General features: G+C 68.4%; 24 protein-coding genes and 2 pseudogenes. 8 read left to right on the top strand and 18 right to left on the bottom strand.

Annotated features, from left to right (window positions below):
* Positions 1-21: 21 nt before the first annotated feature.
* The 5 genes from ACMTAK_RS50920 to ACMTAK_RS50940 all read right to left on the bottom strand — a co-directional run bounded on the left by ACMTAK_RS50920 (position 22) and on the right by ACMTAK_RS50940 (position 5,838).
* On the bottom strand, positions 22-1,707 hold the full coding sequence (locus ACMTAK_RS50920) for an MFS transporter (RefSeq protein WP_413812499.1): 1,686 nt from the start codon (positions 1,705-1,707) through the stop codon (positions 22-24).
* 167 nt (positions 1,708-1,874) lie between these two features.
* The gene (locus ACMTAK_RS50925; protein WP_413812500.1) at positions 1,875-2,612 is read right to left on the bottom strand and encodes a YoaK family protein; all 738 of its coding nucleotides are present in this window, start codon (positions 2,610-2,612) and stop codon (positions 1,875-1,877) included.
* The gene (locus ACMTAK_RS50930) at positions 2,593-3,117 is read right to left on the bottom strand and encodes a DoxX family protein (RefSeq protein WP_413812501.1); all 525 of its coding nucleotides are present in this window, start codon (positions 3,115-3,117) and stop codon (positions 2,593-2,595) included. Before ACMTAK_RS50930 ends, ACMTAK_RS50925 begins: the two co-directional genes overlap by 20 nt.
* A 43-nt stretch (positions 3,118-3,160) precedes the next feature.
* Positions 3,161-3,823 (bottom strand): hydrolase, encoded by a 663-nt coding sequence (locus tag ACMTAK_RS50935; RefSeq protein WP_413812502.1) that lies wholly within the window; start codon positions 3,821-3,823, stop codon positions 3,161-3,163.
* A 125-nt stretch (positions 3,824-3,948) separates the two neighbouring features.
* Entirely contained in the window at positions 3,949-5,838 is a 1,890-nt protein-coding gene (locus tag ACMTAK_RS50940) for an amidohydrolase (protein WP_413812503.1), read from the bottom strand.
* A gap of 457 nt (positions 5,839-6,295) precedes the next feature.
* Between ACMTAK_RS50940 and ACMTAK_RS50945 the strand changes: the two genes are divergently transcribed.
* Together ACMTAK_RS50945 and ACMTAK_RS50950 are read left to right on the top strand one after the other, a co-directional pair.
* Positions 6,296-7,267, top strand: coding sequence for an alpha/beta hydrolase (locus ACMTAK_RS50945; RefSeq protein WP_413812504.1), 972 nt, complete (start codon positions 6,296-6,298; stop codon positions 7,265-7,267).
* A gap of 20 nt (positions 7,268-7,287) precedes the next feature.
* The gene (locus tag ACMTAK_RS50950; protein WP_413812505.1) at positions 7,288-8,007 is read left to right on the top strand and encodes an alpha/beta fold hydrolase; all 720 of its coding nucleotides are present in this window, start codon (positions 7,288-7,290) and stop codon (positions 8,005-8,007) included.
* A 59-nt stretch (positions 8,008-8,066) separates the two neighbouring features.
* Here the strand turns inward: ACMTAK_RS50950 and ACMTAK_RS50955 are convergent, their stop codons facing one another.
* From ACMTAK_RS50955 to ACMTAK_RS50965, 3 genes are read right to left on the bottom strand one after another with little or no spacing between them, the layout of a single operon-like run.
* Positions 8,067-8,657 (bottom strand): low temperature requirement protein A, encoded by a 591-nt coding sequence (locus ACMTAK_RS50955; RefSeq protein ID WP_413812506.1) that lies wholly within the window; start codon positions 8,655-8,657, stop codon positions 8,067-8,069.
* Entirely contained in the window at positions 8,654-9,208 is a 555-nt protein-coding gene (locus ACMTAK_RS50960) for a low temperature requirement protein A (protein WP_413812507.1), read from the bottom strand. The genes ACMTAK_RS50955 and ACMTAK_RS50960 overlap by 4 nt, the downstream gene beginning before the upstream one ends.
* Positions 9,209-9,261: 53 nt before the next feature.
* Complete coding sequence (locus ACMTAK_RS50965; protein WP_413812508.1) at positions 9,262-10,365, bottom strand: FAD-dependent oxidoreductase; 1,104 nt, start codon at positions 10,363-10,365, stop codon at positions 9,262-9,264.
* A gap of 475 nt (positions 10,366-10,840) precedes the next feature.
* On the opposite strand from ACMTAK_RS50965, the gene ACMTAK_RS50970 reads away from it, so the two are divergent.
* On the top strand, positions 10,841-11,098 hold the full coding sequence (locus tag ACMTAK_RS50970) for a DUF1876 domain-containing protein (protein WP_413812509.1): 258 nt from the start codon (positions 10,841-10,843) through the stop codon (positions 11,096-11,098).
* 635 nt (positions 11,099-11,733) lie between these two features.
* A complete protein-coding gene (locus tag ACMTAK_RS50975) occupies positions 11,734-12,309 on the top strand; it encodes a Dps family protein (protein WP_413812510.1) in 576 nt (191 codons plus the stop codon).
* Positions 12,310-13,025: 716 nt separating this feature from the next.
* On the opposite strand, the gene ACMTAK_RS50980 is transcribed toward ACMTAK_RS50975, so the two are convergent.
* On the bottom strand, positions 13,026-13,214 hold the full coding sequence (locus ACMTAK_RS50980; RefSeq protein WP_413813297.1) for a hypothetical protein: 189 nt from the start codon (positions 13,212-13,214) through the stop codon (positions 13,026-13,028).
* 51 nt (positions 13,215-13,265) lie between these two features.
* Here ACMTAK_RS50980 and ACMTAK_RS50985 point away from each other — a divergent pair, with 51 nt between their 5' ends.
* A complete protein-coding gene (locus tag ACMTAK_RS50985; protein ID WP_413813244.1) occupies positions 13,266-14,252 on the top strand; it encodes an NAD(P)H-quinone oxidoreductase in 987 nt (328 codons plus the stop codon).
* A gap of 6 nt (positions 14,253-14,258) precedes the next feature.
* On the opposite strand, the gene ACMTAK_RS50990 is transcribed toward ACMTAK_RS50985, so the two are convergent.
* From ACMTAK_RS50990 to ACMTAK_RS51005, 4 genes are all read right to left on the bottom strand, one after another.
* Complete coding sequence (locus ACMTAK_RS50990; protein ID WP_413812511.1) at positions 14,259-16,337, bottom strand: ATP-binding SpoIIE family protein phosphatase; 2,079 nt, start codon at positions 16,335-16,337, stop codon at positions 14,259-14,261.
* Between the two features lie 36 nt (positions 16,338-16,373).
* Positions 16,374-16,883 carry a MaoC family dehydratase gene (locus tag ACMTAK_RS50995; RefSeq protein WP_413812512.1) on the bottom strand — a complete coding sequence of 170 codons (510 nt, stop codon included), beginning with the start codon at positions 16,881-16,883 and terminating at the stop codon, positions 16,374-16,376.
* 14 nt (positions 16,884-16,897) lie between these two features.
* Entirely contained in the window at positions 16,898-17,863 is a 966-nt protein-coding gene (locus ACMTAK_RS51000; protein ID WP_413812513.1) for an SMP-30/gluconolactonase/LRE family protein, read from the bottom strand.
* A gap of 629 nt (positions 17,864-18,492) precedes the next feature.
* The gene (locus ACMTAK_RS51005; protein WP_413812514.1) at positions 18,493-18,732 is read right to left on the bottom strand and encodes a hypothetical protein; all 240 of its coding nucleotides are present in this window, start codon (positions 18,730-18,732) and stop codon (positions 18,493-18,495) included.
* 153 nt (positions 18,733-18,885) lie between these two features.
* Here ACMTAK_RS51005 and ACMTAK_RS51010 point away from each other — a divergent pair, with 153 nt between their 5' ends.
* Positions 18,886-19,200, top strand: a complete 315-nt coding sequence (locus tag ACMTAK_RS51010) for an STAS domain-containing protein (RefSeq protein ID WP_413812515.1) — start codon at positions 18,886-18,888, stop codon at positions 19,198-19,200.
* Between the two features lie 12 nt (positions 19,201-19,212).
* Here ACMTAK_RS51010 and ACMTAK_RS51015 read toward each other — a convergent pair.
* Together ACMTAK_RS51015 and ACMTAK_RS51020 are read right to left on the bottom strand one after the other, a co-directional pair.
* Positions 19,213-20,026, bottom strand: a pseudogene (locus ACMTAK_RS51015) (IS5 family transposase); the annotation flags it as partial.
* Positions 20,027-20,064: 38 nt separating this feature from the next.
* Positions 20,065-20,724 carry an SPDY domain-containing protein gene (locus ACMTAK_RS51020; protein WP_413812516.1) on the bottom strand — a complete coding sequence of 220 codons (660 nt, stop codon included), beginning with the start codon at positions 20,722-20,724 and terminating at the stop codon, positions 20,065-20,067.
* 113 nt (positions 20,725-20,837) lie between these two features.
* Between ACMTAK_RS51020 and ACMTAK_RS51025 the strand changes: the two are divergent.
* Positions 20,838-21,846 (top strand): annotated as a pseudogene (locus ACMTAK_RS51025) (IS110 family RNA-guided transposase); the annotation flags it as partial.
* Between the two features lie 237 nt (positions 21,847-22,083).
* Here ACMTAK_RS51025 and ACMTAK_RS51030 read toward each other — a convergent pair.
* The gene (locus tag ACMTAK_RS51030) at positions 22,084-22,674 is read right to left on the bottom strand and encodes a TetR family transcriptional regulator (RefSeq protein ID WP_413812517.1); all 591 of its coding nucleotides are present in this window, start codon (positions 22,672-22,674) and stop codon (positions 22,084-22,086) included.
* Between the two features lie 73 nt (positions 22,675-22,747).
* Between ACMTAK_RS51030 and ACMTAK_RS51035 the strand changes: the two genes are divergently transcribed.
* Entirely contained in the window at positions 22,748-23,548 is an 801-nt protein-coding gene (locus tag ACMTAK_RS51035) for an SDR family NAD(P)-dependent oxidoreductase (protein ID WP_413812518.1), read from the top strand.
* 209 nt (positions 23,549-23,757) lie between these two features.
* On the opposite strand, the gene ACMTAK_RS51040 is transcribed toward ACMTAK_RS51035, so the two are convergent.
* The gene (locus ACMTAK_RS51040; RefSeq protein WP_413812519.1) at positions 23,758-25,128 is read right to left on the bottom strand and encodes an APC family permease; all 1,371 of its coding nucleotides are present in this window, start codon (positions 25,126-25,128) and stop codon (positions 23,758-23,760) included.
* Positions 25,125-26,003 (bottom strand): carbon-nitrogen hydrolase family protein, encoded by an 879-nt coding sequence (locus ACMTAK_RS51045; RefSeq protein ID WP_413812520.1) that lies wholly within the window; start codon positions 26,001-26,003, stop codon positions 25,125-25,127. The genes ACMTAK_RS51040 and ACMTAK_RS51045 overlap by 4 nt, the downstream gene beginning before the upstream one ends.
* Positions 26,004-26,027 lie beyond the last annotated feature (24 nt).

Genomic DNA, 26,027 nt, shown 5'->3' on the forward strand with positions numbered 1-26,027 from the left:
CCGCGACTTGTTCGTAGCCTGCTATTCCTGTTCCTCCGGCATGCGACGGAGGCCCGGCGGCGGCATCGCATCGCCGTCTTCCGGGACGACGGGTCCCGAGGAGGTGTCGAAGGCATGGGTGACCTCTGGCCGGGTGCCGGGGACGAGGAGACGGCGTGCCCGCTCCTCGTAGCGGCGGTCGGCAAGGGTGAGCCTGTCGGTGTGCTGGGCGAGATGCTCGGACCAGGAGGCGACGAGGTAGTTCTCGATGAAGTGCCCGGGATTCTGCCCGTCCTGGTACAGACCCCATGTGAGGGCTCCGGTGCGCCGCCGGGAACGGGCGACGTGCTCCATGCAGTCGCTGAAGGCGGATCCGTTCCCCGGGGCGACGCGGTAGGAGACGGTGACCAGCACCGGGCCGACGGCCGGCCCGGGCTCGAACACCAGGGGCGGAACCGGCCAGTGCTCGGACGGGGAGGAGTCGACGCCCTCCGCCCCGTACAGCGGCCAGCGACGCAGGCTTATGGCACTGACCAGCAGCAACGCGCTGCCGGCCAGGAGAGGGACGGCGAGGCCCAGCCGGTCGGCGAGGGCGCCCCACAGTGGCGCCACCAGCGCCTGGCCGCCTTGGAAGACAAGGAGATAGACGGCGAGGCCACGGGCCCTGACCCAGCCCGGGAGCCGCGTCTGCATGGCCGCGTTGAGGGTGGACAGGACCCCGATCCACGCCAGCCCGGCGAACAGCAGCGCCACCGTCACCAGCCACGGGATGCGTACGGTGGCCAGTATCACCAGGACACTCGCAAAGACCAGGGCACCGCTGCCCAGAGTGCCGTTGGCACCGAGCACCCGGTTGCTGTGGGTCAGTATGAAGGCGCCCGCCACCGCTCCGACGCCGACCGCGCCCAGCAGCAGCCCGTAGCCGCCCGAGCCCAGGTTCAGGGAGCGGCTCGCGACCAGCGGCAGCAGCGCCCACAGGGCGGCGCCACCAGGGATGAAAAGGATCATGCGCAGGAGGACCCGGCGGATGCCCGGTGCGTACCACACGTAGCGACGGCCTGCGTCGAGGGCGGTCAACAGCTTCTCACCGCTGGGGGCGGGGACAACTGTCCGGGGAGGCCGCCAGAGCAGCAGGACGGCGGCGATGCCGAGATAGGAGGCGGCGTTGAAGGCGAACACCCACCCCGAGCCCGCCGCTGCCACGACCACTCCCCCCACGGCTGGTCCGACGGCGCGGGCCAGATTCATGTTCACGCCGCCGAGCGCGGCGGCCTGTCCGAGCTGGCGGCGTTCCACCAGATCCGGCTGGATCGCCTGCCAGGCCGGGCCCATCAACGCGGTGCCGCATCCCAGCAGGAAGGTGAGAACCAGCAGCAGCACAGGGGTGAGCGCATCCGCGAAGGCCAGCGCGGTCAGCACGCCGGAGACCGTGAGCATGGCCAACTGCGCGGCCAGGAGCACCCTGCGACGGTCGTAGCGGTCGGCGACCACGCCCGAGGGCAGAGCCAGGAGCACGACGGGCAGGCTGGAAGCCATCTGGACGAGCGTCACCAGTGCCGCGTCGTGTCCGATCAGCAGCCACTGGGCGCCCACCATCTGCATCCAGCTGCCGATGTTGGAGACCAGCTGGGCGATCCACAGTGCCCGGAAGACGCGCGCTGCGAGTGGGGCCCATGCCGAATCCGGCTTGGGGGACTGTGTCGGTGTGGAGAGTGGTGCGGGGCTCATGGTGGTCCAGGCGGGGTGGGTGCGGACGCGTTGACTCCGGCAGATGTCGCGTATGCCAGGCGGCTGCTGCCGTGTGGAAACCAGGACCGGCCCACCGGTCGGCGTTGACCGTCAGCGAACGGGGTGTGTTCCCTCGGTGCAGTGCCACCGGTGGGCCGGTGTGTTGTTCACAGCTGTGGCCGGATCCAGGCGGCATCAGCGGTCGAGAGGCGATGAGTGATCACGGAGGTGACCGCAAGCAGCACCAGCGTCAGGCCCAGGGTGAGGACGAGACGGCCGTGCAGGACGAGTTGGGCTCCGACGAGGGCTCCGAGGAACATGGCGAGCACGGAGAGGATCCGGCGGCCGGCGCGCGGCGCCTCGCCGCCGGCCGGAGTGGAGTCCGCCGCCAGGCCCGTCAGGGTCAGGGTCAGGACGGTCGTGGTGAGGTCCGGGACGCCCAGGCGTCGGGCGACCGCGTTCTGGAGGCCCATGGAGAGTCCCAGGAAAACGATCAGGGTGTACTGGACGCCGGTGGTGACCCGGCCGTCCGATACTGCGGCGGCCGTCACGGCGACGGCGACCAGGGTCGTCTGGACGGCCGTTGCCGCGCGCAGCAGGTGCCCGCGGTGCAGGGCGAACCGCGTGCCGAGCCTGCCCCCTGCGAGCGCGCCGAGGAGGAACGCGACCATCGAGATGACGGACGCGAGCGCGGACAGGGTCTCGGCGCCGGCCAGGGCGAACCCGAGGAAGACCACGTTGCCGGTCATGTTGGCGACGAAGACGTGACCGAGTGCCAGATAGCTCACGGCGTCGACCAGCCCGGTCGCCACCGTCAGCATCAACATCAGAGGAGGCAGCGGGCCGTGACGTTCCTCTCCGCGCGGTACCAGGGTGCGGACCGCGTCACTCAGCAGCCTGCGCATGCCGTGTCCCTTCCGTTGCGGTGGGCGGGCGGTGCAGCACTATGCGGGTGAGCAGTGCGCTGGCCGGCCCGATCACGATCGCAATGACGGCGACCCACACCGGCCAGGTGGTGACACCCAGCGCGTGGTCCGCGGACCACCGCCCGGCCCCGGTGAGGGCCAGTGCGGCGGAGACGACGACGAGGACGAGGGGGTATTCGTAGCCGTCGTTCTGGACCCACAGCCCCTTGGGCCGCTTCACGGTGCCCGCGACCGTCATCACGCCCATCGCGGCCATCGCAGCGAGGGGCGTGAGCAGGCCGGCGGCCAGGAACAGGCCGGAACCGATCTGACTGGCTCCCGCGACGAGGGCGGTCAGCCGACCGCCGCGGAACCCGTCTCGGCGGAACTCCTCGGTCCCGCCCGCCAATCCGTTGCCTCCGAACCGGAAGCTCACTTTCTGCACCCCGTGACCGGCGATGAGCAACCCCACCACCAGCCGGAGGATCAATAGTCCAGCGTCCATCGTGTGCCTGCCTGTTCCTGGCGTTCTTGTTCCGGCGCGGGGATCAGCCGGCGGCGTGGGCGCCGATGATGGCCTGCGCGTAGACCATTCCGAGGCCGTAGGTGCCGCCGTGCTCCTTGACCACGTCGCCCACGGCGGCGTACGTCTCGGTACGGGCCCAGTCGCGCTGGAGTTCCAGGAGCACCTGCACCCAGGTGACCGGGACCGCACCGGCCTGCACCATGCGCTGGATCGCGTGCTCGTGGGCCTGCGGGCTGACACCGCCGGACGCATCGGTGACCACGTAGACCTCGTAGCCCTGGGCGATGGCGGAGAGCGCGGGCAGGACGACGCAGACCTCGGTCCACAGACCGGCGATGACGAGCTTCTTGCGACCGGTGGCCTTGACCGCTTCGACGAAGGCGAAATCCTCCCAGGCATTCATCGTGGTGCGGTCGATGATCTTCTGCTTGGGGAAGACCGCCGCCAGCTGGGGCATGATCGGACCGGAGAAGGACTCGGCGGCCACGGTGCTCAGAACGACCGGCACGTCGAACGCCTTCGCGGACTTCGCCAGGCCCACGGTGGAGTTGATGATGGCGGTGCGGTCGCCGCTGCCGGTGCCGAAGAACATCTGCGGCTGGTGGTCCACGAACAGCACCGCGCAGTTGTCCGGGGTGAGCAGGTCGGGGCCGGGGGCGGCGGTGACCTCGGAGATGTTGACCATGAGTGTGCCTTTCTCGGCAGGTGGTGGCGCGGACCGCTGTCCGTGCCGTGGGAAGGACCGTCCGGTTGGACGAAGCTGGCGGTGTCCTGGAAGTCGCGGCTCAAGGCCAGGCGGCTTCCGGGAGCTCAGAGGTCGAAGCAGGGATCGAAGGGGGTGCTCGCGGCCTCGGGGGTGAAACCGCGCGCGATACGCCACTGGCGGTGCTGCTCCGACTCGGCGACGGCCTGGCCGAGCAACTCCGCCTGGCGGGCGCCGGGAAGGGCCGCCCGGCGGGACACCTGGTAGCCGCCGAAGTGCGCCACCGGGCTCCAGGCCGGGCCGATGGGGGGAAGTTCCTCGTCGAGCCCCTCGTACTCGGCGGCGGCGTAGACGATCCGCCCGCCGGTCATCGTCAGCAGCGACTCGATGTGCGCGATGTCCGGCTCGGGCACGGCGAAGTAGTCCTCGGACAGGACCGCCAGGTCCCCGTAACACCCGGGCCGCAGCACGCCTTTGACCTCATCCTCGCCGGTCAGTGCGGCGCCGGCGCGCGTGAACATCGCCAGCGCAGTCTGCCGGTCGACGCGGTTCGCCGGCGGGCGGAGCGCCAGATCGCCGACGGTGCGGCCGCTGACGAGCCAGTGCAGGGTCACCCAGGGGTTGTAGGTGGAGACCCGGGTGGCGTCGGTGCCGGCGCCCACGGTCAGGCCCCGGTCCAGCATGGCCCGGATCGGCGGGGCGTCCGCGGCGGCGACGGGGCCGTAACGGCGCACGAACGCCTCGCCCTGGAAGGACAGCCGGTTCTGCACGGACATCGCGCCGCCGAGGGCGGCGACGCGGTCGAGGCTGTCCGCGGAGACGGTCTCCGCGTGGTCGAACAGCCACCGGTTTCCGGCCGGGAAGAGCCCCTCCGCAGCGAGCTTCTCGAACACCGCGAGGTCACGGCGGATGGTTTCGTCGTACGTGGCGTGCAGCCGAAATCCCCACCCGTTCTCCATCAGCAGGCGCACCGCCTTCTCGAACTCCGCCTCGTAGTCCGGAGAGAGTTCCGGACGCGGCTCGGCGAAATTCTCGAAATCAGCCGCCGCCCAGGTGAGATTCTCACCCGCGCCATTCAGCCGTAGCCATTCGTCCCCGTCCTCGGGGCGGGCCATTTCGATCCAGCGCGCGAGATCGTCGATCTCCTGGCCAGGAGTCTGCGGAAAAAGGTGATAGGCGATGCGCAACGACAACTGTCCGGCCTTGGCCAGTTCGACGACGGTGGCGTAGTTGTCGGGGAAGTTCTGGAAACCGCCGGCGGCGTCGATCGCCGAAGTCAGTCCGAATCTGTTCAACTCGCGCAGGAAATGGCGGGTGGAGGTCTTCTTGTCCTCGCCCTCCAGCACCGGCGCCTTGGCCAGGGTCGAGTAGAGGATGAGGGCGCTGGGAGCGGCCAGCAGCATGCCGGTCGGTTCCCCGTCCCGGCCCCGCACGATCTGGCCCCCCTTGGGGTCGGGCGTGCCCTTGGTGAAGCCGGCCGCCTTGAGCGCCGCCCGGTTCATCACGGCCGACTGGTACAGGTGCAGGACGAACACCGGGGTGTCGGGGGCGGCGGCGTTCAGCTCGGCGACGGTCGGCAGCCGGCCTTCGGCGAACTGCTCGGCCGACCAGCCCCCGACCACCCGCACCCACTGGCCCTTCGGCGTCCGAGCGGCCTGCTCACGCAGCATCGCCAGGCCCTGACGCAGGCTGCGCACGCCGTCCCAGCGCAGTTCGAGTACGTAGTTGAGGCCCCCGCGGATCACGTGCAGGTGGGCGTCGTTGAGGCCGGGGATCACCCGTCGCCCGAGTGCGTCGACCACCTTCGTGCCCATGCCGACGTGGGGAGCCACGTTCTTGTCGTCACCGACAACCGTGATGACGCCGTCGCGGATGGCGAGCGCCTCCGCATACGGACGGCCCGGGTCCCCGGTGTGGATCTTCGCGTTGCGGACGACGAGGTCCGCGGCATCGTCGATGGCATACGGAACCAGCCCGCCGACGGGCATTGTTGACATCTCTGGAAACCCCCTCTGGTAAAACGACTTCGATCCAAGTCATGGCCGGTACAGGCGGCTTTCGGCGATTCAGTTACGGTTGAAATGCCTGTTTGTTCGAATCGAACCGGGTGAATTCCACCGACACTCGTCGTGTGCCCTGAGAGCCAGGGCAGGCCCTGTGCTTGAGGGGCTGCGGTTGCTTCGCCATCACGATAGACACGACAGATGCGCCCCCATGTCCCGCCAGTGCACAGGACTTTGTCTCATAGCGCACTGACTCATTCGCGCTGAGAACGCGATGGGAGGAGCCCCGAAGGTAGCCGGTGCACTGTGAGGACAGCAGCGATGCGCCCGTGGGCAATTGCCGCTCGCCCAGCGATTTAACGTGGCGCAGAGAGGCTCCGGGGGGCCTTTCGTGGCATCCTGACCCGTATTGCCGGAGAGACCGGCATACATGAACTTCGAGGAGATTTACATGTCTTATGCCGTTGAGCCGGTTGAGCCGGTGCTGGAACCTGCGGCAGCCGCTTTCGCGGAGGCGACCGCCAATCCGCCGTACCTGTTCGACCTGCCCCCGGCGGAAGGGCGCCAGGCCGTCGATGAGGTGCAGGCCGGCGAGATCGACAAGCCCGCGGTCGACGATGAGTGGATCAACGTCGCCGGTGGGCCGACGGGCAGCGTCCGCGTGCGGATCGTCAAGCCCGCCGGCGCCGAGGGCACCCTCCCGGTGATCCTCTACATCCACGGTGCGGGCTGGGTCTTCGGCAACGCCCACACCCACGACCGTCTGGTGCGCGAACTCGCCGTCGGAGCGGGCGCCGCCGTGGTCTTCCCCGAGTACGACCTCTCGCCCGAGAACCGCTACCCGGTCGCGATCGAGCAGAACTTCGCGGTCGCGCAGTGGGTCGTCCAGCAGGGCGCGACGAAGGGGCTGGACGCCACCCGCATCGCGGTCGCCGGTGACTCGGTCGGCGGCAACATGACCGCCGCGCTGACGCTGATGGCCAAGGAGCGCGGCGGCATCCCGCTGGCGCAGCAGGTGCTGTTCTACCCGGTCACCGACGCGAGCTTCGACACCGGCTCCTACCACCAGTTCGCAGAAGGCTACTTCCTGCGCCGCGACGGCATGCAGTGGTTCTGGGACCAGTACACGACCGACGAGGCCGAACGGGCGCAGATCACCGCCTCCCCGCTGCGCGCCACCACCGAGCAGCTCGCGGGTCTGCCGCCGGCCCTGGTCATCACCGGCGAGGCCGACGTCCTGCGCGACGAGGGCGAGGCGTACGCCAACAAGCTCCGCGAGGCGGGCGTCGCGGTCACCGCGGTCCGCTTCCAGGGCATCATCCACGACTTCGTGATGCTCAATGCCCTGCGCGAGACCCACGCGGCCGAGGCCGCCATCACGCTGGCCGCCAACACCCTGCGTACCGCCCTGCATACCTCCTGACAACGAGAAGAGACACCTCCATGACCAGCCCGACCCCCACCGTCGTCCTCGTCCACGGCGCGTTTGCCGACTCGGCCAGCTGGACCGGGGTCATCGTGGAACTGCACCGTCACGGCATCCCGGTGATCGCGCCGCCCAACCCGCTGCGGGGCCTCGCCGCAGACGCCGCATACATCGCCTCCGTGGCCTCACAGATCGACGGCCCCGTCGTGCTGGTCGGGCATTCCTACGGCGGGGCGCTGATCACCGTGGCCGGCACCACGGAGAACGTCGTCGGGCTGGTCTACGTGGCGGCCTACGTTCTCGAGGAGGGCGAGAGCCTCGGCGAGTTGCAGGGCCGCTTCCCCGCCTCCCCGCTGGTGAGCAACCTGAAGCAGTGGACGTACCCCGTCGAAGGCGGTGACCCCGCGGCCGAGGTCACCATCGCCGCCGACGCCTTCCCCTCGGTCTTCGCCGCCGACGTGCCCGCTGACGTCACCACGGTCCTGGCCGTGGCCCAGCGGCCGCTGGCCGCGGCGGCCTTCGAGGAGACGGCCGCCGCGGCCGCGTGGAGGACCAAGCCGTCCTGGGCCCTGGTGGCCGGAGCGGACGAGGCGATCAACCCCGAGGTCGAGCGGTTCGGAGCCAAGCGCGCCGGGGCGACCGTCGTCGAGCTCGAGGGCGCGTCGCATGCGGTCGCCGTCTCCCGGCCCAAGGAGGTAGCCAACCTGATCCGCGACGCGGTGCGGGCGACGAGCTGACCAAGGGCATACCAACTGCGCGGACGAACTCGTTTCGTCCGCGCAGCCGTGTTTCCACCTCAATGCCGCACTCGCTCCCTCCAGTCGGCCACCGTGACCACGACGACCAGGGCCGCGGCCAGCAAACTGGCGATTACGGCCGGTGCCGGGGAGCGACCGGCCACCAGCACAGCGACCGCGACAGCGGGAAACGCAAGCTGTTCGGCCCCACGCTGCTGGTGCGGCCGGACGTGTATGGCCCACACGGTGATCAGGAAGAGCGCCACCGGCATGGTGATCGCGACACCTGCTGCCGGCGAAGGGACATCGGTGCGTCGCGTGATCAGCTCGGCATACGCTGCCAGGCCGGCCCCCTCGGCGGCTGCCGATGCGAAGATCAGGTAGTGGCCGTACGCCCAGGTGAACCTCTTGCGATGGGCCTGGTGCGTCGTGGCGAGCAGGGTGTGCGCCGGTCTGGCGAAGTACAGCCACCACATCGCGAAGACCATGAGCAGTCCCCCTGCTGCCAGCATGTACAGCGCACCGGCGTTGTGGTGCCGGTCGAAGCCGCTGCGGACCGCCGCCGCGGCGGCTGCGACGGACTCACCGAGCACGATGAGGGTGAACAGTTCGTACCGCTCGGCGATGTGGTGTGGATGCCACGGGGTCATCCCGGCCGACTGCGCCCACACCGGGACGGATAGCTCGGCAACAACCCGATGATGGCCGGCAGTTGTGCCGGGGCCGGTAGGACGAGCACTCCGACCCAACCCACCTGGCAGCTCGTCACTCCGGCGGCGAAGCGGAGCGCCGTCCGCCGCCGGCCGGGGTCCGATCGTGCGGCACGCAACCACAGGACGGCCAGGGCCGTACGCAGTACGGCGTATCCCAGCGTGATGACGCGCAGGTCGCCTTCCTCGAACGCCCGCGGGACGCCGGCGGCGAGAATGAGGGACCCCGTGATCTGGACCAGGACCGTCAACCGGTACGGGACGTCGTCCGGGTCGTAGGCGGACGCGAACCACGTGAAGTTCATCCACGCCCACCAGATGGTGAAGAACACCAGCGCGAACCGCAGAGAGCCGATGACGTAGTGCCCGCCGGTCACCGCTGTGCTCAAGCTCGCGGACGCCTGCGCCACCGCTATGACGAAGCACAGATCGAAGAGGAGTTCCAGCGACGTGGCGGTCCTGTGCGGTTCACCGGGGTCCCGGCCCGGCATGGCGCCGCCGGGCCCCCGTCCGGCTCGCTGCGTACGCCCCGAGGAGAAGCGGCTCAGCGAAGGGCTCCCAGAGCGGCTTCCACAGTTCGGTGGAAGGTGGGGTGGGTGTAGATCATGTGCCGGAGGTGCTCGACGGCTATCTCCGCGTGGACGGCGACATTCAGCCCGTACAACACCTCACCTCCCGCCGGTCCCGCCGAGGTCGCTCCGATCAGCACGCCCCGGTCGGAATCCTCGATCAGTTTGATGAACCCCTCGTCGCCCCGCCCGTGGATCCCGCCGCACGTCGAGGAGGCGATCGGCACCACGCTGGTGCGGAGGATGTCCCGTGCGGCGATGTCCGCCTGGTACATCGACACATGGGTGAAATTGCCGTGGCCGGTGACGTCTCCGATCGCCCGGAGCCCTTCCCCGGCCCGCATCTGCCCGTTCGTGCGCACGGCTCGTGCCGAAGGGTCGAGACCCGCCGCGTCGACGCCCAGCGCGGCGAGGTCGGCGCGGTGCCCGGTGGCGACCAGAACCCGCTCGACGCGCAAGGGCTCCTGCTCGCCCTCCAGACGGATGGTGAAGCCGGTGCCGTCATGACCGACCTGCCGGACCCGCGTCGAGGTGAGAACGGTGACGCCGTCCTCCCACAGGACCCTGTCGGCCAGTTGCCCGGCTTCCGGTTCTTCCTGCGACAGCAGCCGGTTCTGCCTCTCCACCACGGTGACCGTGCACCGGAAGCGGGCGAATACCTGGGCGAGTTTCACGCCGATGGCGCCCCCGCCGAGCACGATCATCGGGACAGGCAGCTCCCTGGCCGGCATGGCGTCCCGGTTGGTCCAGTACGACGTCGAGGCCAGGCCCGGGACCGGGGGAATCCGGGGCCGGGTGCCGGTGGCCAGGACCATTCCCTGCCGGGCCCGGAACGTGCGCCCGCCGACCGTTACCTGCCGTGGGCCGGTGAGCCGTCCCGTTCCACGTACGAGCCGGCCGCCCTTCGCCGCGAGGCGGTCGGCGGCCACCTGGTCGTTCCAGTCGCCGGTGGCCTCGCCCCGGATACGTCCGGCAACCCGGATCCAGTCGGGAGTCACCTCCACATCACCAGCGAGGAAGGGCACGCGGCCTGCCTCGGCGAGCAGGTTCGCGGCCCGGATCGTCATCTTGCTGGGCACGCGTCCCCACCACATCCAGTCCGGCCTCTGTCAGCGTGCCCGCGACGTACTCGCCCCTGGGCCCCAGACCCAGGACGACCACATCGGCCTGCTCGCTCACCCTCATGCCTCTCCCTGCTGGTCGTCGGCTCACGCCCGTCCGCCCGAGGCTAGAGGGGGCTAGGCACCGGGCCGTGCCCGCCAGCGCACGGTGACTTGCCCGAGAACGAACACCGGGCACGCACCCCTCGCTGAGTGCGCTGCCGAGCACCACCGCATGCGCTCCTGGACAACGAGTCCGCTGTGCAGGTACCTAGCGTCACTTGTGCACAATGGCCGGACCGTAGGACGTGGCCACGACAGTTCCCAGGCCGTGAACAGTCGGGCCGTGGCTGCGTCAGAGCGGCGAGACTTTCCGGAACTTCTGGACCGTCAAGCAATCTCCTCTCGGCATGTCCTACGAAACGCCTATGAAGCCCCCACGGAAGTGATCAACATGGCGAGCAAGCGCTGGACCGTTGAGATCGACATCACAGAGGAAGGTGACGACACCCGTGCCCGCGCGGTGCTGGCCATCTCGGAGAACACCACGATCAGCGGCACCGGCGTGGCCCGCCGGAACCCGATTGACCGACCGATTCCGGAGATCGGCGACGAACTCGCCGTGAGCCGTGCACTGGAGGATCTCGCGATCAGGCTGCATGACGTCGCCTCTGACAACATCGTGGACCTTGCCGGACCCGCGCAGGTGTAAGTTCGGCCGCGCGCCCGGCGTCGGGTTGTGGCCCGAGACCACAGGGGCAGGTGCCGTGCCGGGAGGGCGTGGACGCCACCACCACGTACCGGCCTCCGCCGGGCACGGGCCGCCGCAGACCCGGCTCGAGTCCGCAGCCATCGGTCGAGGCCGTGCCCTCGATCGGTCGCTCGGTGGTGCGGAGCTGTCCGGATCAGCTTTGAGCCGCGGCCGGCCACCAGCTGCGCCTGCTTGGCACACAGTCCGAGCGTGTCCCCTCGTGCACGGGGACCGCAGGCTCCAGTGGCTTGCCTCAGGTGACACTGCGCCACGTTGAGCTGCAGCTTGATCGCGTGGCCGCCCTGATCTCCGGCGATGACCGTGACGACGAACGGCCGGCCTTTGCGCGGAGGACTTCCGTGCCATGCGGAGCCGTCAAGGCCGCAGAGCTTCTCGCGAGTAGGTTCCCGGCCCCGATCAGACATAGAACCGTGCCCGTCGGCGCACAGGGCTTGCCCGAGAACGAAACACCGGGCACGGACTTCTCGCTCAGTGCGCTGCCGAGCAGTTCGGTATGCGCTCCTGGGCAATACGTCCCACTTGCAGGCGCTTAGCATCACTCGTGCGTACAAAGCCCACACCGCAGGAGGCGGATCATGACCACCAGCACCCAGAACGTGAGCAGCCAGCCGTGGCTGCATCAGAAGGGCGAGATCATCCAGGAGTTCGGGACGGTCAAGCAGTTCCCGCTCGGCCTCTCCTACGAGGCGCGTATGTACTCCTGCCAGCGCCTCAACAGGGTTCTGGCGGATACCCAGATCCTCTACAGCCTCTACAAGAAGCACCATTGGCTGGTACGCGGCGCGACCTTCTACCAACTGCACCTCGTGCTGGACAAGCACGCCGGGGAACAGCTCGCGCTCGTCGACACCCTCGCCGAGCGGGTCCAGACGCTGGGCGGTGTCGCGGTGGGAGATCCCCGGCACGTCGCCGAGATCACGTCGGTCCCGCGGCCTCCGGACGGCGTGGAGGAAGTGCCCGCCATGCTCTCGCGGTTGCTGGCGGCACACGAGACGATTCTCGCCGACGCCCACGACGCGGCTTCCCGCACCGGGGAGTTGGGTGACGACGGCACCAACGACCTGCTTGTCTCACAGGTGATCCGGACCGGCGAACTGCAGGCGTGGATCCTTGCCGAGCATCTGGTCGACACACCCTTGGTCCGTGCCTGAACGGGTCTGAGCCGCCGGCGCTCGCGGCGGCGGCTCGGCGCGAGCAACGCCGCATTGCGCCGTTAAGCGGCGTGGGTCCGCGGTCAGCACGGCGCGGGATCCTTGGTGGGAACCGGGCGCCTGCCCCTCCGCGATGCCGGACCCGCGCCAGCGGAGGTTTCCGTCCTCGATGTTGATACGGCCTCCCTCGGAGTCAGCCCTGCCCAGCGGGAGGTAGATGTTCCCGGCCCGCGACCCGTTTAGCCTGAATCCACCGACGTGATACGTGTGGATAACTTGCAGGAGCCGATCCACTACTCCGGTCTGGTTTCGCGATCGTGTGTCGGGCGCGGCCCGGGAACGGGTACGGCCACCGCGTGATCGTCGGGGTCGCTGGCCCCGGGCTCGTGTAGACGCCGTGGGGCACGGCGGCGTCCAGGACCGCCGCGTGCCGGGCGACGGCTTGGTCATCCTGGGCAATATCCGGCGGAGATCAGCAGCAGGGTCGACACCCCGGGGAGATCGGACCGCACGGTGGTCGAGAAGGGGGCAGTTCGATGTCACCCACGCACAGCGGGGTAACCGCCCCCGCCGACCTCGATCCCTGCGGAAGCGAAAACCACCCCGACTGCGGCATATGCGACCAGGACGCCACAGCCTGTGGCGCACGGCCGTTTCGACGGCATCGTTGCGGGCTGCGGCGGCGAGGCGTGGGCGGTCGGATCCGAGGGCGACGGCTACGTGCCGACCGTCGAACGCTGGGACGGGAGCGCCGGCAGTTGGAGGATGTGCCCCTGGCCGTCGGCGCGAACGGCGGCTTCCACGCGGTCGCCGAGGGTCGTGGACCATCCGGAGCGGTCCGGTTCGTGCCTGCCGTATGCCGCCGTGCGGGACTGACCCACGCCGAAACCCCCACCGTTGGACATGTGGGACAGTCTCCGGTTTTACTGAAATCAGTCGAGACGGAGCGAGGCGACATGGTCGGCGCGGTTCTCGTACGGCATACGGGGCCTCCTGAAGTGCTCCATTGGGGCAGGACATCCGTGGCCACTCCCACGTCCCTGGACGTCGTCGTGGATGTGCGCGCCGCAGGCGTCAACAATGCGGACCTTCTTCAGCGCGAGGGTGCCTATCCGGTACCCGCGGGGGCGTCTCAGGTGCTTGGGTTGGAATGCTCCGGCGTCATTTCCAGGGTCGGTTCCGAGGTGACGGACTGGTCGGTGGGCGACCCGGTGTGCGCGCTGCTGTCCGGCGGTGGGTACGCCGAGCAGGTAGTCGTCCCGGCCGCCCAGCTGCTGCCCAAGCCGGGGTCCTGCACGTTCGTGGAAGCGGCCGCGCTGCCGGAGGCGGCCTGCACCGTGTACGCGAACCTGGCGATGAAGGCGGCTCTCGGTTCGGGCATGACCCTGCTCGTCCACGGTGGCACCAGTGGCATCGGCAGCTTCGCGATCCAGTGGGCCAAGGCGATCGGGGCGCGGGTCATCACGACCGCGGGGACCTCGGCCAAGGTCGAGCGTGTCCGGGAGCTTGGCGCCGACGTCGCGATCAACTACCGGGAGGAGAACTTCCTCGAGGCAACTCTGGAGGCGACGGAAGGCAGGGGGGTGGACGTGATCCTCGATATCGTCGGTGCCCCCTATCTCGACCGGAACACCCGGTGTCTCGCTCCCGACGGGCACCTTGTGATCATCGGCGGTGACCTGTCGCCCGGCGCCCTCGACCTCGCGTCGTTGTTCACCAGGCGGGCGAGCATGTCGGCCACAACTCTGCGTTCGCGACCGGCGCGGCAGAAGGCAGAGATCGTCGCGGCCGTCCGGTCGCATGTCTTGCCACTCGTCGAGCAGGGCCGTATCCGCCCCCTCGTCGACACGGTGCTGCCGATGGACCGCGCGGCCGAGGCCCACCGTCTGCTCTCGGAAGGCCGCGTGATGGGCAAGGTTGTACTCACGCCGCCCGGCGGATAGGCCCCGCTACGCGGCAGTCGGCAGTACCTGCTCCGTCCAGATGCACTTGCCTGTCGCGGTGTAGCGGCTGCCCCAGCGACTGGACATGGCTGCGACCAGCTGGAGTCCTCGCCCGCCCTCGTCGGTGTCGGCGGCGTGGCGGATCCGGGGCATGCTGGGGCTGCTGTCGAAGACCTCGCAGATCAGTGTTCTGCTGTTGATCAGGCGCAGTCGGATAGGGCCTTTGGCGTGTCGGACGACATTGCCGACCAGCTCGCTGACCAGCAGTTCAGTGGCCATGGAGAGGTCGTCGAGATGCCATGCGGCAAGTGCGCTCCTGACGTGGCGGCGGGCGTCACGGGCGGCGGTGGGGTCCTCCGGCAATATCCAGGAGGCGATGTCGTCGCCGGCCAGCAGATGGGTACCGGCGATCAGCAGTGCGGCGTCGTCGGGCATCCGCAGCCGTTCGGGCACCAGGGCGGTGATGAGGGTGTCGCACAGGCGGTTCAGGCCGTTGAGGTATTGGACGTCGCTGTCGCCGGCGCTGTCGCCTTCCGGCGTGCCGCTCTTCCCGCCGGCGGCCGTGCTCCGGGGGAAGAAGCCCGGGGATCCGGCCGCGGCGCTGGTGAGGGATGCGGCGAGGTCGGCCATGCCTCGGTCGATGTCGCGGGTGGCGGACTCGATCAGGCCGTCGGTGTAGAGGGCGAGGAGGCTGCCCTCCGGAAGGTCCAGCTCGACAGCTTCGAAGGGCGGGGTGGCAGCACCCAGAGGAGGGTCCGGGGCGTTGCTCGGAAACTGCACCGTGCTGTCGGGGTAGATGACGGCGGGCGGGGGGTGCCCTGCGCGGGCATAGGTGCAACTGCCGCTGGTCGGGTCGTAGACGGCGTACAGACATGTGGCATAGAAGTCATCACCGAGCAAGCTGACGATGTCGTTGAGGCGGGTGAGCAGCTCGTCGGGGGCCAGATCCAGGTCGGCGAGGGTGCGCACGGCGGTGCGCAGCCGTCCCATGGTGACTGCCTCGGACAGGCCGTGGCCCATGACATCGCCGACCACCAGGGCGACCCGGTCCCCGGAGAGCGGGATGACGTCGTACCAGTCGCCGCCGACCTCCATCCCTCGGCCCGCGGGCAGATAGCGGGCGGCGGCGGTGACCGCGGGGGTGGAGGACAGGTCGCGGGGGAGCAGAGCGCACTGGAGCTCTCGGGCGCGGGTGTGCGCCGCGTCGTAGAGGCGGGCCCGCCCCAGGGCCTGGGCGACCATCCCGCCGACGGCGGCAAGCAGGGTGCGCTCCTCCTTGGTGAAGTGTCGTGGCTGGTCGAACGCAATGACGCAGTAGCCGATCCACCGGTCGGAGGCGATCAGGGGCAGGAACGCCCATGCCTTCATCCCGCTCAGGCCGACGTAGTCGCGCACCTCGGGGTAACGGTCGACGTACTCCTTTGGCGAGGAGATGAAGACCGGGCGGCGGGATCGGAGCACCTGGGCGACGGCGGTGATCTCCGACAGGGGGAGGGTCTCGACGAACGTGAGGAAGTCCTCCGGATATCCGGCGGATCCGGCCATGCGCAGGTGGTCGTTCTCGATGAGTCGGCAGATCAGCCCGGTGGCGTCGAACGGTGGCAGTACGTGGTCGGCGACGGCCTTCACCACGTCCTGGACCGCCAGTGCCCCGGTGAGCGCGCTGGTCAGCTCTCCGAAGCGGGCGGTTCGCACGGCCCTGGGGCACGCGGCGGTGGAGTCGGTGGAGTCCTCGGTGTCCTGCTTCCGGTGTTCGGTGATATCGGTGAAGTGGATCGCCAGTCCGTCCGGCAACGGGAGCAGCCGCAGGTGGTACCAGCGGTCGCTGTCGGGCCACAGGGCGTGGAGATCCACCGGAGCCCGGGTGGCGGCGACCCTGCGGCAGTGGGTCTCCATCCGGATCGCCCGGAGGCAGGGGACCTCCGACAGCGCCTTGCCCAGCAACTGCTCGGTGGAGCCGAGCAGCCGCTCAGCCTCGGCGTTGGCAAAGGTGATCCGGAAATCGTGGCCGATGGTGAGGAATCCGTCCCCCATGGACTGCAGGGCATGGATCAGGGAGTCACTGGTGGCACTGGGCTCGGTCATTGCCGGTCCGTCGGGCTCGGAAAGCTGGGGCATGGTTTACTGGCGCCGCAGCAGGTACTTGTGCTGTCCGGACAGGACCAGTTCGCCACGCTGATTATGGATGGTGGCTGCGGTGACCACCAGGCCGTTGTCCCCCTGGGGCTCCAGGCCCGTAATGGTAAGAGCTGGATAGAGGGTGTCTCCGGAATGTACCTCGACCAGAAAGGTACACGACAGCTCCACGAAAGCGATGAAGACCTCTCCGATGAAGTGCGGGAACAAGGTGGCACCCGGAGCTGTGAACGCCAATACCTGGAGGCCGTGCACCACAGGTGCCGAGTGGCCGTGTTCCCGCGCCCATACCTCGTCGTAGTGCACCGGGTGGTTATCCGCCGAGACTGTCTGGAATGCCGCGGCATGCGCGTCCGTCAGAGTGCGGCTGGGCGCACGGAACACCTCCCCGATGCGCAGATCCTCGAACGTTCTGGCCGGAACCAGCAGGAACGAGCCGGCGTCGAATTCGGCCGGAGTACCGGCCGGGGCCGCTTCTCTGTTTTCCTTGCCCATCGCATGATCCTTCCTCAGTGGCCCCGGGAGATGCGGGCGGTGAGGATGTTGGGGTCCTTATTGGTGAAGTAGGCCCCGCTGGTGACGTACATCGCCCCGCCGCGCACCGCGACGGAGGTCGGGTTCTGCACGCCGTCGGCGGCGTTCAGCACAGTGGTGTGGGTGCCGTTGTCGGGCCTGACGAGTACGACCTTGTTGTTCTTGTCGACGGCCGCCAGCAGGTTGTCGCCGTGGCCGGTGAACGCGAAGTCGTCGATGTTGTGGATTCCGGTGGCCTTGGTATGTACGGTCCCGGCGGCGCCGTGCCGGGTGATCGGAATTCGGAGGACGGTGCCCTTGTCCAGATTGACCACCCATACGGCACCGGAGTGCAGCTTGAGGCCATTGGCTCCCAGGAACCCGGACGGTGCCAGTGCGGGCGAGGTGGCCCACCGGGCGGGAGTCCCGCCGGAGGTGGGCACACGCCAGACCGTGCCGCGTACCGAATCGGCTATGTACAGCAGGCCGCTATGCGAATTCAAGGCCATGCCGTTGAGCAGGCTGTTCGCCGGGAACGGGGCTATGCGATGCGGGGTGCCCCCGGGGCGCAGGCGATAGAGGCCGGTCAGCTGGGAGGTGCCGGTGGAGTAGAGGAAGTACAGCGTCCCATCCTGGGCCCTGGTGATTCCGCCGAGGAAGGGCTCCTTGAGAGCGGGCGTGACGGCACTGGCCGGGGGGTTGGGCATGGTCGCCAGAATGCGTACCTGCCCGCCCGCCGAGACGTGGGCGACCTGACGATTGTAGGCGAAGGTGATATCCGCGCCGCCGTTGGGATCCAGTGTGATGTTCTCCGGTCGCTGCCCTGCGGCGACATTGAAATGGGCCATGAAGCGCACGTGGGGTCTTGTGCCGGCGGCGGTTGTCGCGGTGGCCGGACTTATCGAGGTCGCGGTGAGCGCTGCCACCGCGGCCAGGGCGGTGAGGCCGGCTCTGATGCCCATGACTTTCTTCGCCATACCCATCACGTAACTTTTCATTCTGTGGTCTCGGGCCGGGGAACGCCGATCGGGTTCTTGATCAAGTGCCTCAAGACAAATGGCTCATGCACGACCCACCCAGTGAATCGCATAGCGACCCGCCAACGTTGTGTGCGGGGGTGGCGTCCGCTTCCCGAAGAACCGCACCTGATGGACGGAAGGCTCCCTGCTGAGAGATTAGAACGATGGGGAACGGTGCGCCACCGGAAGCCGGTCGAGAGGCGCCGTAGCCGAATCCGGCGATCGCGGTCCTGACGAGGCAGACGGCGGGCATGTTCGCGACCTTCCGATCCCGGTCGCGGAGCGCTGCGGGTGTGGCTATATTTCTGATCATTAGCCTCGATAATTCATGAGGTCCGTCAGCTTGCTGACGGACCCTTTCGTGATGAGGGCGTGGTAGCCCTGCGTTATACGAGGGAAACGAGCTTTCGAAGGAGCTGGAAACCGGCGCGGCAGAACGTTTGCCGTTTCAGCATCTTGATGCTTCTGTGGAATCTGATGTGCCAACCGCCGCCTCACTCGCAAGCGCGCCCTCAGGGCCGAACAGCCGACGTCGGCCGGATACGCTCGCAAAGGCCGCCCGATCGGCGTCCTCACGACGACGGAGACGCCCCCGCAGCCAGCATCACCGCAGTCGTCACCGACGCCGGATCACCGCTGGCCACCCACCGGAAGCGGGCCACCATCATCACCTCATCGAGGTCTTCACGCACATAGCCGTCCACGACGCCCAGGCCGCCGGGACGCTCCCGCAGAATCGCGTGTCCGGGAACGGTCTCCTGCCCGAGGTGCTGCTGGTCCTCCAGCTCCGGACAACCCGAAGACCTATACACCCAGTGCCCCCTCCTGACCTTCTGCCAGGCAACGATCATCCTGCTGATCAGGCACTCGTCTGTGCTGCACGGGTGAAGGTAGACAAAACCGCCGACTTGGAGTTTTCCTGGACACAAGCCCTGGGGGCTACCGCGCGTCAAGGGAGCTCACCAGTGCACGAGACGATCAGGGTGAACCGGAAGGCCACCGGACCCGACAGCTGCCGGGTCGCGGTGTCGGGGGAGCTTGACCTTGTCACCGCCGCCGAGGTGCGCCAGCCACTCCAGAGGGCCGTCGGCGAGAACTGTGTCGTGGTCATCGACCTCGGTGGGCTGAGGTTCTGCGACTGCACGGGGCTGAGCGCGCTGCTGGCCGCTGCCCGCACAGCTCAAGCCGGTGACGTCGAGCTGCGGCTACGTGCTGTCCCGCACTTCCTCGCCCGCATCCTGCGGCTGTCCGGCACCCGTAGTTCGTTCATCCTCGAATAAGACCGTGTCCTGCGTGGTGAGGCGGAGGAGTCGCTTGTAGCAGCAGATGGCTGCGGCGAGACCGAGGAAGGCCAGGTAGTTGCGGGGATTTCGCTCGTAGCGGGGACTGAGCCTGCGGTAGCCGGACAGCCATGACATCGTCCGCTCGATCACCCACCTGCGACGGCCCAGCCGTTCGCTGGACTCGATGCCTTTGCGGGCGATCCGGACTCCGATGCGCTTGCCGCGTAACCATTTCCGCAGGTCGGGCCGGCATAGGCTTTGTCCGCATGCAGGCGCTGGGGCTTGAAGTAGCGGCCGCGGTCGGGGGCGTGTCTCGTTTGGTGACCCACCACCATGGGCTTCAGTCCTTCGCTGTCGTGGGTATTGCCGGCCGAGACGCCGACGAGGAGGGGCAGTCCGTTCGCGTCCGACAGGACGTGCATCTTGGAACCCGGCTTGCCTCGGTCCACGGGGCTCGGACCTGTGTGTTCGCCCCTTTTTTCGCCCTGACGTGAGCGGTGTCGAGGACGACGCGGGTGACGTCGATAAGGCCGGTGTCATCCAGCCGGTGCAGGACCGCTTCGTGCAGGCGGCCCCACACACCGGCTCTGGACCAGATCAGAAACCGCCGGTGCGCGGTCGACTTCGAGACGCCGAAGCACGGCGGCAACGCTCGCCAGGCACACCCACTGACCAGCACGTAGATGATGGCCGCGAACAACGTCTCATCAGGTGTGTTGGCCGTTCCGCCGCCCTGCTGCCGTGTTCGTTGCTCCGGGATCAGCGGCCTGGCGATCTCCCACAAGCCGTCCGGCACGATCCAACTCCACGTTCCCTGCCCCATACCGAGTCAACGTCCGCCTCACCACATAGGACACGGTCTTAGAGGGCGCGTCTGACCATGTGCTCTGTCGACACCGTCGGGCTGGTGGGTGGCGTGGTGCCGAGATATGCAACTCGTCCGGGCGTCCGAGTGGTGGGCCAGTGTGTGGCGGTTCCGTGGGCGATGCTCTCGGCGATGCTGGCCAGCAGTCGACTGGATGTGTGCGGGGAGGCTGTGAGGGTCCAGGTGGGGTGGTCGATGTCGGGACCGGCCCAGATGGTCCAGGTGGGGAGGCTGCTGTTCGCCTGCTGGGCGGCGAAGGCGTCGAGCTGTATGCCCGCCTCACCGGCGGGGTTGGTCCACCGGATCCAGCGTCCGTCCATGTTGTGTGTCCATCCGGCTTCGGCGAAGGGTGTCGTGACGCCGACGACGGCCTTCTCGTCCGCGGGATGACTCATCGCATGGCCGCCCCCGGCACCGTCAGCGAGGTATTGCAGCAGGGCTCGGAGTACCGGGGCGGGGGCGGCGGCGGTCCAGGCGGTCTCGTGGGGGTGGGCTTCGTGGACGCGTTCGATGCGTAGGGTCTGGGACTCGTGGATGGCGTGGGTGGTGTCGTCGGACCAGGTCCGCCATTTCTCCCAGCCGTCGTGTGCGGCAAGGAATTCGTTGAGGATGGCGTCGTGGTCGCCTGGGTCGGTGGCATGGACGGGCTCGATCATCGGCTGTCTTCGGCGTGGGCGTGGATGAGGAGCCGCCTGCGGCGGATGTCGTCGTACAGCTTTTGGGCCTCGCCTGAGACCTCATGGACTTCCTGGCGGGTGCACCAGGGCATGGGGTAGTTGGCCTACTGCTGTTGGCCCTGCTCGCTGCCCACGGTAGCAGGCGGTCTATGTGCCGGGCCGTACGGTCAACCGCATGGCGGGCGCTTACCGTGGCGAGGCTGAGACCGACGCCCGCGACGCCTACGTCACCGCCAAACCGCCCGCCATCGCCAGGATTTCGCAACCATCGAGGTGCCTGCCCAGCTGGCCGCTGATCTCTCGCTGCTGACCGCACACCGGTCGGATCTGGTTGCTGATCGAATGCGGATGATCAATCGGCTGCGTGACGTGCTCAGCGGCGTCTTTCCCGCGCTGGAGCGGGCTTTCGACTACTCAGCTCGCAAGGGTGCCCTTGTCCTGCTGACCGGTTACCAGACTCCCGTCGCTATCCGCAGCCGCGGCCGGGCCGGGCTGACGGCCTGGCTTGCCAAGCGCGGCGTCCGCGGCGCCGGCACGGTTGCCGCCACTGCCTTGGACAATGCTCAGGCTCAGTACACCTCGCTGCCCGGCGAGGATGTGGCAGCGCAGATCGTCGCCGATCTGGCCGCCCAGATCCTGGCCCTGGATGACCGGCTCAGGAGCGTCGACCGGCAGATCCGGGAAACGTTCCGAGCCCACCCGCAGGCGGGGATCATCGAATCATTGCCCGGTATGGGCCCGATACTCGGTGCGGAGTTCGTCGTAGCCGCCGGTGACCTGTCGGCCTACGCGGACGCCGGCCATCTGGCCTCCGCAGCCGGGCTGGTGCCGGTGCCGCGGGACTCGGGCCGTCGCAGTGGCAACCTGCACCGTCCCAAGCGCTACAGCCGCCGCCTGCGCAGGGTGTTCTACCTGTCCGCACAGACCAGCATCATCCGCGAAGGCCCGAACAGGGACTTCTACCTCAAGAAACGCGGTGAAGGACTCAAGCACGTTCAAGCCGTGATCGCGCTCGCCCGTCGACGCGCCAGTGTCCTGTGGGCACTCCTGCGCGACAATCGGGCGTTCACCTTCGTTCCGCCGGTCGCGCAGGCAGCTTGACCGGTGGATGGGGCCAGTCCGTGCGGATTGGCCCAGCAGGCCGCCGCACGCCTTCAACTCGGGGCGCAAGCCGTTGGGGCCGAAACACCCCCTGCGTCGGCCTTCCCGAAGAGCCGCCCTGCCACACCCCCCAGTTTCGTCCCCCCGCCGTCATTCTGTGTTCATGAGGTGCTTTGGGTTCTCGGCGGTCGCACGGGGCAGTGCCGTCTGCGGTGTGCGGGCGGGCTTGGCCGGGCTTCAGACGGACCGTCGGATGGCGTGCACGGCTGTGTCGTAGAGGTCGAACAGGTCGACCCGCCCGCCGAGGCGCGCCCACTCCTGGTTCGCTGCCTGGAGGCAGGTGATCGCCGTGGCTGCGATGGCGCGCGCTTGGAGGGCGCGGTGGTCGGAATCGGGCAATCGCGGTTCGATCAGTGGTGTGAGCAGGTCTTGCCAGCGAGCCTGCTTTTCGGCGTGGCCGGCGCGCAGCGACTCATTGTCAAACAGGAGGGTGACCAGTTCGAGGCGGTGCTCGGGGGTGGTTTCGATCTCTTCGATCACCTGGAATGCCGCGCGCAGCGACGCCCAGCAGTCTTCGTCGGCGGGGCGCTGCGCGAAGCGCTCCGCGATCAGCTCGCCTTGTTCGGACAGGCCGCCGAGCGCGAGGTCTTCCTTGCTGGGGAAGTAGTTGAACAGGGTCCGCCGGGAGACGCCCGCTGCGGCGGCGACCTCCTCCAGTGTCGTGTTGTCGTACCCCTGGGCGGCGAACAGCTCGACAGCGGTCCGGGCGAGCAGGGATCGGACCACGGAGCGGGTCTGCTCACGAATGGATGTCTGTTTCCGGGCCATGCACCCATGGTACAAGCATTCCTTCTATGTAGTTCTTTGCACTCAGTGCAAAAAAGTGCTTAGAGTGTATGGCATGACAGGGATCGACTATCGCCATCAGACCGTCATCGTCACCGGGGCCAGCTCCGGCCTCGGCGCGGAGTTCGCACGCCAGCTGGCCGCCCGCGGCGCGAACCTCGTGCTCGTCGCCCGCCGGGCGGACCGACTTCAGAGCCTGGCCGACGACCTCATCCGCACCCACGACGTCACGGTGACCGTCATTGCCCGTGACCTCGGCCTGCCCGACGCCGGCCGCACGCTGCGCGCCGAGCTCGAATCCCGCGGCATCTACGCCACCGGACTGGTCAACAACGCGGGCTTCGGCACTCACGACGCCTTCCGGGACGAGGATCCAGAGCGCCTGCAAAGCATGATCGCGCTGAATGTCGCTGCCCTCGTCGACCTCAGCCGCGCCTATATCGACCCGCTGACCTCCGCCAGCAACGGCGTCCTGATCAACGTCGCGAGCATCCTGGGTTTCCAGCCGACCCCGTACCTGAGCGTCTACGGCGCCACCAAGGCATTCGTGCTCAGCTTCACCGAATCGCTGTGGGAGGAGACCCGCGGCACTGGCCTGCGCGTTCTCGCCGTGTGCCCTGGTGCGGTGGAGACCGAGTTCTACGACGCTGCCGGCAGCCAGTCGGCCGACTACGGATCGAAACGGGCCACCGTCGACCACGTCGTGAAGACAGCCCTCGACACCCTCGACCGCCGTTCTGCACCGCCATCAGTCATTACCAACGGCCGCGGCCTCGCCCTCGCCAGCAAGGTCCTGCCACGGCGCCTGGTCGTCCGCGCGATGGGCTGGATGGCACGACGCGCCGTGCACGCGTAGCTCCACTCATCGCCAGACCGCCACGGGCATGGGGACCGCCAGTACAGCCGTGGCGCTCGGCACTTGATCTGGGGCGCCGGCGGCGGGCGCGGACCTGGATGACACGGAGTTCCTCCGAGAGAAGAGAACGGCATGACCGATCGCCTCCCCGCAGCAGACCTGCGGAACATCGTCGCGGACACCCTCGTCTCCTCACACCGGGAGGGGAGCTACGCGGTGACTTTGTCCGTGGCCGCGGTGTCGTCGTCGAAGGTCATCTCCGGGGCGGGCCGGCGGAAGCCCTTGGTCAGGACGGCCAGGTAGACGACGCCGATCGCCAGCCAGACGCCGCCGATCTGGAGTGCGACGTGACCGAGCTTCGTGAGGAGGTAGAGGGAGACGGCGGCGCCGATGGCCGGCATCACCAGGTACGAGAAGAGGTTGGGGGTGTGGCCGTGTCTGCGCTCTCGGACCAGGTGGGCGATCACGCAGACGTTCACCAGGGTGAAGCCGAGGAAGGCGCCGAAGTTGATGAATGAGGTGGCTGTGGTCAGGTCGAGATTCATGGCGATGACACCGGCGGCCGCGGTCAGCAGCAGGTTCAGGACGGGCGTGCCGGTCTTCCCCGACAGGTTGCCGAAGACGGCCTTGGGCAGTGCGCCGTCGCGTCCCATGACGTACATGAGGCGGGCGGCGGAGGCTTGCAGGGCGATACAGGAGGCGATGGATCCGGCGATGGTGACGAAGTTGATGATCTCGGCGTACGTTGTGCCGCCGACCTGGACCTTCAGGTGGTAGGCGGCCGCGTCGACGTCGGCGAACTGCGCGCCGGGGTGGACCAGTTGCATCACGAAGGACAGCACGATGAAGATCGCTCCGGCGGCGATGACGCAGCCGATGATGCCGCGGCCGATCGTCCTCGCCCCGCCCCTGGCCTCCTCGCCCAGCGTGGAGACGGCGTCGAAGCCGAGGAAGGAGTAAGCGGCGATGGCGGCGGCCGCAGTGACCGCGCCGATCGAAGTGCCGGAGTTCCACAGGGCGTCCGTGGCGGGGGCCGAGGAGCCGTGCTTGCCGAGGAAGACGACACACAGGGTGGCGAAGAGGACCAGCGACCCCAGAGCGATGAACATCAGGACCTTGTTGACGCGGTCCGCGAGCTTCATGCCGAAGACGTTGATGGCGGTGGTGATGCCCACCGAGACGATCAGCCAGACCCACTTGGGTATCTCAGGGAACTGGGCGTTGAAGTAGATCGCCGTGATCAGCCAGCCGACCATCGGGATGAAGAAGTAGTCGAGCAGCATCGCCCAGCCGGACAGGAAACCGATGCGGCTGTCGAGCATCTTGCGGGCGTAGGTGTAGACCGACCCCGAGCCGGGCACGGCGCGCGCCATCCTCGCGTAACTCAGCCCGGTGAGCAGCATCGCGAGGGTGGCGACGGCGAACGCGGTCGGGGCCACGCCGCCGCTGGTGGTGGCGACCACGCCGAAGATCGTGACGACGATGCCGGGGGAGATGTAGGCCAGGCCGAACAGGACGACGGAGAGGAGGCTCAGGTCGCCCTTCAGTCTCCTGGTGTTGCCTGTGGTCTCGCTGTTCATCGTGGTGGCTCCTCGGTGGTGTGGGCGGGGTTCCAGGTGGCGGGGTCGATGCGGCCCCCGTACAGCGGGAGCTCGAGGGCTGGGTCGCCGGGGCGGAACTGGTCCCAGATCCGGTTGAGACCGGCGGTGCCGTAGCGGCGGACGTTGCTGACCTCGTCGAGGTCGATCACGTCGGTGAGGGTGGAGTCGCCGGCATCGACGGTTTCGGCGCGCACCGTGCCCTGTGGATCGATGACGAGGCTGCGGCCGATCCCGGAGGGGGCGGCGGAGTTGACGCTGGCGACGAAGACCTGATTGGCGATGGCGTTGGCGCGGCTGAGGACGACCTCCTGCGCGCGGTCGCTCGTCGACGTGCGGACCACGTTGACTATCAGCTCAGCGCCCATCCAGGCCAGATGGCGGGAGATCTCCGGGAACCAGGTGTCGTAGCAGATGGACAGTCCGATGCGGCCGACTCCGGCGAGGTCGACGACCTCGAACCGGTCACCGGGTGTGGTCGTCTCGTACGGGCGCCACGGGAAGATCTTGCGGTACGCGGCGAGGCGCTCCCCCCGTGGTGAATAGACCGGTGTCGTGTTGTGGACGCGGTCGCCGGTGCCTCGCTCGTAGACGCTGCCGGGTACCAGCCAGATGCCCAGATCCCCCGCGAGCTCGGCGAAGGCGGCATCGCGTTTTCCGTCGAGCGGCTCGGCGGCCTTCTCCGGGGTGGCCGGGATGCCGGGGGCGCTCTCGCCGAGGTGCAGTTCGGGGTAGACGACGAGGGCGCCGGGTGCGCGCAGTTTCACGCGCCGCTCCACGTCGGCGGCAAAGCCTGCGAGGTCGTCGGCCGGGCGGCCGGGCGCCTGGGCGAGGATCAGGGGCAGGGGGCGGGCCATGCGGGAACACCAGCCAATCGAAGG

This window comes from Streptomyces lacaronensis (assembly GCF_047337785.1).
Lineage (GTDB): Bacteria > Actinomycetota > Actinomycetes > Streptomycetales > Streptomycetaceae > Streptomyces > Streptomyces lycopersici.

Coding starts and splice junctions, on each gene's coding strand:
- ACMTAK_RS50940 (WP_413812503.1), bottom strand. CDS start 5,838: ATGTCAACAATGCCCGTCGGCGGGCTGGTTCCGTATGCCATCGACGAT.
- ACMTAK_RS50945 (WP_413812504.1), top strand. CDS start 6,296: ATGTCTTATGCCGTTGAGCCGGTTGAGCCGGTGCTGGAACCTGCGGCA.
- ACMTAK_RS51040 (WP_413812519.1), bottom strand. CDS start 25,128: ATGAACAGCGAGACCACAGGCAACACCAGGAGACTGAAGGGCGACCTG.
- ACMTAK_RS50950 (WP_413812505.1), top strand. CDS start 7,288: ATGACCAGCCCGACCCCCACCGTCGTCCTCGTCCACGGCGCGTTTGCC.
- ACMTAK_RS50995 (WP_413812512.1), bottom strand. CDS start 16,883: ATGGGCAAGGAAAACAGAGAAGCGGCCCCGGCCGGTACTCCGGCCGAA.
- ACMTAK_RS51000 (WP_413812513.1), bottom strand. CDS start 17,863: ATGGGCATCAGAGCCGGCCTCACCGCCCTGGCCGCGGTGGCAGCGCTC.
- ACMTAK_RS50960 (WP_413812507.1), bottom strand. CDS start 9,208: ATGCCGGGCCGGGACCCCGGTGAACCGCACAGGACCGCCACGTCGCTG.
- ACMTAK_RS50920 (WP_413812499.1), bottom strand. CDS start 1,707: ATGAGCCCCGCACCACTCTCCACACCGACACAGTCCCCCAAGCCGGAT.
- ACMTAK_RS51020 (WP_413812516.1), bottom strand. CDS start 20,724: ATGATCGAGCCCGTCCATGCCACCGACCCAGGCGACCACGACGCCATC.
- ACMTAK_RS50925 (WP_413812500.1), bottom strand. CDS start 2,612: ATGCGCAGGCTGCTGAGTGACGCGGTCCGCACCCTGGTACCGCGCGGA.
- ACMTAK_RS50935 (WP_413812502.1), bottom strand. CDS start 3,823: ATGGTCAACATCTCCGAGGTCACCGCCGCCCCCGGCCCCGACCTGCTC.
- ACMTAK_RS51030 (WP_413812517.1), bottom strand. CDS start 22,674: ATGGCCCGGAAACAGACATCCATTCGTGAGCAGACCCGCTCCGTGGTC.
- ACMTAK_RS51045 (WP_413812520.1), bottom strand. CDS start 26,003: ATGGCCCGCCCCCTGCCCCTGATCCTCGCCCAGGCGCCCGGCCGCCCG.
- ACMTAK_RS50980 (WP_413813297.1), bottom strand. CDS start 13,214: ATGTCCAACGGTGGGGGTTTCGGCGTGGGTCAGTCCCGCACGGCGGCA.
- ACMTAK_RS51035 (WP_413812518.1), top strand. CDS start 22,748: ATGACAGGGATCGACTATCGCCATCAGACCGTCATCGTCACCGGGGCC.
- ACMTAK_RS50985 (WP_413813244.1), top strand. CDS start 13,266: ATGGTCGGCGCGGTTCTCGTACGGCATACGGGGCCTCCTGAAGTGCTC.
- ACMTAK_RS50990 (WP_413812511.1), bottom strand. CDS start 16,337: ATGACCGAGCCCAGTGCCACCAGTGACTCCCTGATCCATGCCCTGCAG.
- ACMTAK_RS50970 (WP_413812509.1), top strand. CDS start 10,841: ATGGCGAGCAAGCGCTGGACCGTTGAGATCGACATCACAGAGGAAGGT.
- ACMTAK_RS50975 (WP_413812510.1), top strand. CDS start 11,734: ATGACCACCAGCACCCAGAACGTGAGCAGCCAGCCGTGGCTGCATCAG.
- ACMTAK_RS50930 (WP_413812501.1), bottom strand. CDS start 3,117: ATGGACGCTGGACTATTGATCCTCCGGCTGGTGGTGGGGTTGCTCATC.
- ACMTAK_RS50955 (WP_413812506.1), bottom strand. CDS start 8,657: ATGACCCCGTGGCATCCACACCACATCGCCGAGCGGTACGAACTGTTC.